We start from the raw sequence: 4,593 nt of genomic DNA, 5'->3' as shown, positions 1-4,593 counted from the left end.
GTCGCCGTGGGCAGGGCCCGCGCTGATAGCCGTGGGGCATGCCGCTCACTCCCTCCGGCCGGGCCACCCACGGCCGCGCCCTCCCCACCGCCGTCCCGCGTGCCCGCCGGAGGCGCGCGGCCGCCGCGCTGCTCGCCTCGGCCGTCTCCGTCTGCCTGGTCGCCGCGAACGCCCCCGCCACCCCGCTGGGCGTCGGCGACCGCCTCTTCCCGCACCTGGGCAACCCCGGCTACGACGTGGCGTCGTACGACCTGCAGCTCGACTACTCCGGCAGCAACGACGCACCCCTGCGCGCCGTCACCACCATCGACGCCTGGACCACCGCCGACCTGGACCGGATCAACCTCGACTTCGCCCACGGAACCGTCCAGTCCGTGGAGGTCGACGGCGAACCCGCCGCCTTCACCGGCGCCGGCGAGGACCTGGTGATCACCCCCGAGGACGAACTGGACCGGGGCGAGTGGACCCGCATCACCGTGCGGCACACGAGCAACCCGGTGAGCCCCGGCAACCGCGAAGGCGGCTGGATCCGCACGGCCGACGGTCTCGCGATGGCCAACCAGGCCGACGCCGCGCACCTGGTGTTCCCCTGCAACGACCACCCGTCCGACAAGGCGATGTTCACCTTCCGGATCACCGCCCCCGACGGCCACACCGCCGTCGCCAACGGACTGCGCACCCACGTCGAGCGCGCCCGCGGTGCCACCACCTGGACGTACCGGACCCAGCACCCCATGGCGACCGAACTCGCCCAGGTGTCCATCGGCCGGTCCAGCGTGGTCCACCGCGCCGGTCCGCACGGACTGCCCGTGCGGGACGTGGTGCCGGCCGGGCAGCGCGAGAAGCTGGAACCCTGGCTGGCCAAGACACCCGGCCAGATCTCCTGGATGGAGGACAAGGTCGGCCGCTACCCCTTCGAGACGTACGGGCTGCTCCTGGCCGACGCCTCCACCGGCTTCGCCCTGGAGACCCAGACGCTCTCCCTCTTCGAGCGGGAACTCTTCACCGACCCGGCGTACCCGGAGTGGTACGTGGAGTCGATCATGGTGCACGAGCTGGCCCACCAGTGGTTCGGCAACAGCGTCAGCCCCGGCACCTGGTCGGACCTCTGGCTCAGCGAGGGCCACGCGACCTGGTACGAGGCCCTGTACGCGGAGGAGAAGGCGGGCCGCTCCATGGAGGCCGGCATGAAGGCCGCCTACGAGTCCTCCGACCGCTGGCGCGCGGCCGGCGGACCGCCCGCCGCCCCCGACGTCCCGGACCCCGGCCGCAAGATCAGCATCTTCCGGCCCAACGTCTACGCGGGGGCCGCGCTCGTGCTGTACGCGCTGCGGCAGGAGATCGGGCACGGGGCCTTCGACCGCCTGCAGCGCGCGTGGGTCACCCGCCACCGGGACGGCAACGCCACCACGGCGGACTTCGTCCGGCTCGCCTCCGAGACCGCCGGACGCGACCTCACCGCGTTCCTGCACCCCTGGCTGTACGGCGAGAAGACCCCGCCCATGCCCGGACACCCCGACTGGACGTCCGGCACACGGGCCGCCGCTCCCGCGCATTGAGCGGGCCGGAAGCGGGCAATAACACGGTGACGAGACGGGCCGTGTCGTGCGACCATCGTCGCGTCGGCACGGCACGGCACACCGGGGAATCTCCCGGGGTACTCGTGCGTTGTGGACAGTGACGGACCAGATTCCGTGCACGCGACTCCGCAGCCGGAGCGCCCGGCCGGCAGCCGGGAGCAGGGCGTCGCCGCAGACGGTTTCCCATCTACGTAAGGATCCAATGACCTCCTCTTCATCCCCTTCCCAGGACACCCAGCGCCTCGCGCACAGCCACCCCGAGGGTCTTCGGGCCGATGCCCTGATGGAAGAGGACGTCGCCTGGAGCTTCGAGATCGACGGAGAGCGGGACGGCGACCAGTTCGACCGCACCGAGCGCGCGGCCCTGCGCCGCGTCGCGGGCCTGTCCACCGAGCTCGAGGACGTCACCGAGGTCGAGTACCGGCAGCTCCGCCTGGAGCGCGTCGTGCTCGTCGGTGTGTGGACCACGGGCACCGCCCGGGAGGCGGAGAACTCCCTGGCGGAGCTCGCCGCCCTCGCCGAGACGGCGGGCGCCCTCGTACTCGACGGTGTGATCCAGCGCCGCGACAAGCCCGACGCGTCGACCTACATCGGTTCGGGCAAGGCCGAGGAACTGCGCGACATCGTGCTCGACACGGGCGCGGACACCGTCATCTGCGACGGTGAGCTCAGCCCCGGCCAGCTCATCCACCTCGAGGACGTCGTCAAGGTCAAGGTCATCGACCGCACGGCGCTGATCCTCGACATCTTCGCCCAGCACGCCAAGTCCCGGGAGGGCAAGGCGCAGGTCTCGCTCGCGCAGATGCAGTACATGCTGCCGCGGCTGCGCGGCTGGGGTCAGTCGCTGTCCCGCCAGATGGGCGGCGGCAAGGGCGGCGGCCTCGCCACCCGCGGCCCCGGTGAGACCAAGATCGAGACGGACCGGCGCCGCATCCGCGAGAAGATGGCGAAGATGCGCCGGGAGATCGCGGAGATGAAGACCGGCCGCGAGATCAAGCGGCAGGAACGCAAGCGCCACAAGGTGCCCTCGGTCGCCATCGCCGGCTACACCAACGCCGGCAAGTCCTCCCTGCTCAACCGCCTCACCGGCGCGGGCGTGCTGGTGGAGAACCAGCTGTTCGCGACGCTCGACCCGACCGTGCGCCGGGCCGAGACCCCGAGCGGACGGCTGTACACCCTGGCCGACACCGTCGGCTTCGTCCGGCACCTGCCCCACCACCTGGTCGAGGCGTTCCGCTCCACGATGGAGGAGGTCGGCGAGTCCGACCTGATCCTGCACGTGGTGGACGGCGCGCACCCCGCCCCGGAGGAGCAGCTGGCGGCCGTGCGCGAGGTGATCCGTGACGTCGGAGCCACCGACGTCCCCGAGATCGTCGTGATCAACAAGGCGGACGCCGCCGACCCGCTCACGCTCCAGCGGCTGCTGCGGGTGGAGAAGCGCTCCATCGCCGTCTCGGCCCGCACCGGCCAGGGCATCGAGGAGCTGCTGGCGCTCATCGACACCGAGCTGCCCCGCCCCTCGGTGGAGATCGAGGCGCTCGTGCCGTACACCCACGGCAAGCTGGTCGCCCGCGCCCACGACGAGGGCGAGGTGATCTCCGAGGAGCACACCCCGGAGGGCACCCTGCTGAAGCTGCGGGTGCACGAGGAGCTCGCGGCCGAGCTCACGCCGTACGTGCCGGCCCCGGCCGGCTGACCCCCGGGCACACGCGAAGGCCCGCTCCCCGTCCTGTGGGGAGCGGGCCATCGTCGTGTCGGGGCCGGTGCGGATCAGCTGCCGCCGTGCGTCCGGCTCATGCTCTGGTACAGCGCCTCGGCGTCCCGGCCGAGCTGCGGTCCGGCCAGCCAGGTGTTGTCGGTCGGGCCGATCGAGGTGTTGGAGACCAGCACCGTCCGGCCGTCGCGGACCCGGAACCATCCGCCGCCCGAGGAGCCGCCGGTCATCGTGCAGCCGATCCGGTACATCGTCGGCAGGTCCGCGGCGAGGGAGAACCGGCCCGGCGCGTCGAGGCACTTGAACATCCGCAGGCCGTTGTAGGGCGGCGCGGCCGGGTAGCCCCACGCCCCCACGCTGCCCGCCGCGGCGGCCGACGGCGCGGAGAAGTCCACGTCCAGGGCGGCGCCGACGGTCTCCTCCAGGGACTTGCCGCCCTGTTCGGGCTGTACGTGCAGCACGGCGTAGTCGTACGGCGCGCCGGCGCCTCCCGACTCCGAACCGCCCTGGATCCAGCCGTTGGACGTCGCCGCCCAGTCGGCCCACCAGTTGCCGTAGGGGGCGATCTCGGCCGGATCCGCGCCGCTCAGCTCGCTCTCGGGCCTCCCCAGGTCGTTGTAGGCCGGGACGAAGACCAGGTTGCGGTACCAGCCGCCGTCGGCCCCGGCGTGCACACAGTGCCCGGCCGTCCACACCAGGTTCGACCTGCCGGGGTGGTTGACGTCCTTGACGACCGTCCCGGAGCAGACGCTCGGGCCGTCGGGGGAGTCGAAGAAGACCTTGCCCACGGGAGCCGCGTGATCGTGGTACGGCGTCTTCTCGGCCTGCGCGCGGACCGGCGCGGGCTCCGGGTCACTGACGCCCTGGGCGGCCCGGGCGTCCTTGGTCGAGACGGTCTTGTCCGCCTCCTCGGCCGCGCGCATCCGCTCCGGCTTCCACAGGCCCTCGATCACCGGGTTGACGAAGTCCTCGGCCTCGCTGAGCCACTTGTCCCGGTCCCAGTCCTTCCATCCGCCGTCCTTCCACCGGTCGACGTCGATGCCGTGCTCCTCGAGCCGGTCGGTGAGGTCGGACGGGAGGGACACCTTGCCGTCGGTGTCGTCCGCCGCCCGGGACGCGCCCGAGCCGGCCCTGCCGCCCGCCTCGTCGCCGGACGAGCCGCCGCACGCGGTCGCCGTCAGGGCGAGAGCGGCGACCAGCCCGGTGGCGGCCAGGACGGTGCGCCGGCGCCCCGCCCCTTGGAACGCGGACATACGGAATGAACTCATGGTGCGTGGACCCCCCGTTGGAACCGATGAA

Annotated in this window: 3 protein-coding genes; 2 read left to right on the top strand and 1 reads right to left on the bottom strand. The window is 72.4% G+C overall.

Translation table 11 applies throughout. The features are described 5' to 3' along the window. Positions 1-38 precede the first annotated feature (38 nt). Both G3I53_RS00550 and hflX read left to right on the top strand, forming a co-directional pair. Positions 39-1,559 carry a M1 family metallopeptidase gene (locus G3I53_RS00550; RefSeq protein WP_164337011.1) on the top strand — a complete coding sequence of 507 codons (1,521 nt, stop codon included), beginning with the start codon at positions 39-41 and terminating at the stop codon, positions 1,557-1,559. Positions 1,560-1,782: 223 nt separating this feature from the next. Continuing rightward, entirely contained in the window at positions 1,783-3,276 is a 1,494-nt protein-coding gene (hflX, locus tag G3I53_RS00545) for a GTPase HflX (protein WP_164337014.1), read from the top strand. A 74-nt stretch (positions 3,277-3,350) separates the two neighbouring features. Here hflX and G3I53_RS00540 read toward each other — a convergent pair whose 3' ends face one another. Then, positions 3,351-4,547 (bottom strand): hypothetical protein, encoded by a 1,197-nt coding sequence (locus G3I53_RS00540; protein WP_164437918.1) that lies wholly within the window; start codon positions 4,545-4,547, stop codon positions 3,351-3,353. Positions 4,548-4,593 lie beyond the last annotated feature (46 nt).

Origin of the sequence: Streptomyces sp. SID14436 (genome assembly GCF_010548465.1) — a bacterium.
Classification (GTDB): Bacteria; Actinomycetota; Actinomycetes; order Streptomycetales; family Streptomycetaceae; genus Streptomyces.
This window is presented reverse-complemented; position numbering and strand designations above follow the sequence as displayed.

Coding starts and splice junctions, on each gene's coding strand:
- G3I53_RS00550 (WP_164337011.1), top strand. CDS start 39: ATGCCGCTCACTCCCTCCGGCCGGGCCACCCACGGCCGCGCCCTCCCC.
- hflX (WP_164337014.1), top strand. CDS start 1,783: ATGACCTCCTCTTCATCCCCTTCCCAGGACACCCAGCGCCTCGCGCAC.
- G3I53_RS00540 (WP_164437918.1), bottom strand. CDS start 4,547: ATGTCCGCGTTCCAAGGGGCGGGGCGCCGGCGCACCGTCCTGGCCGCC.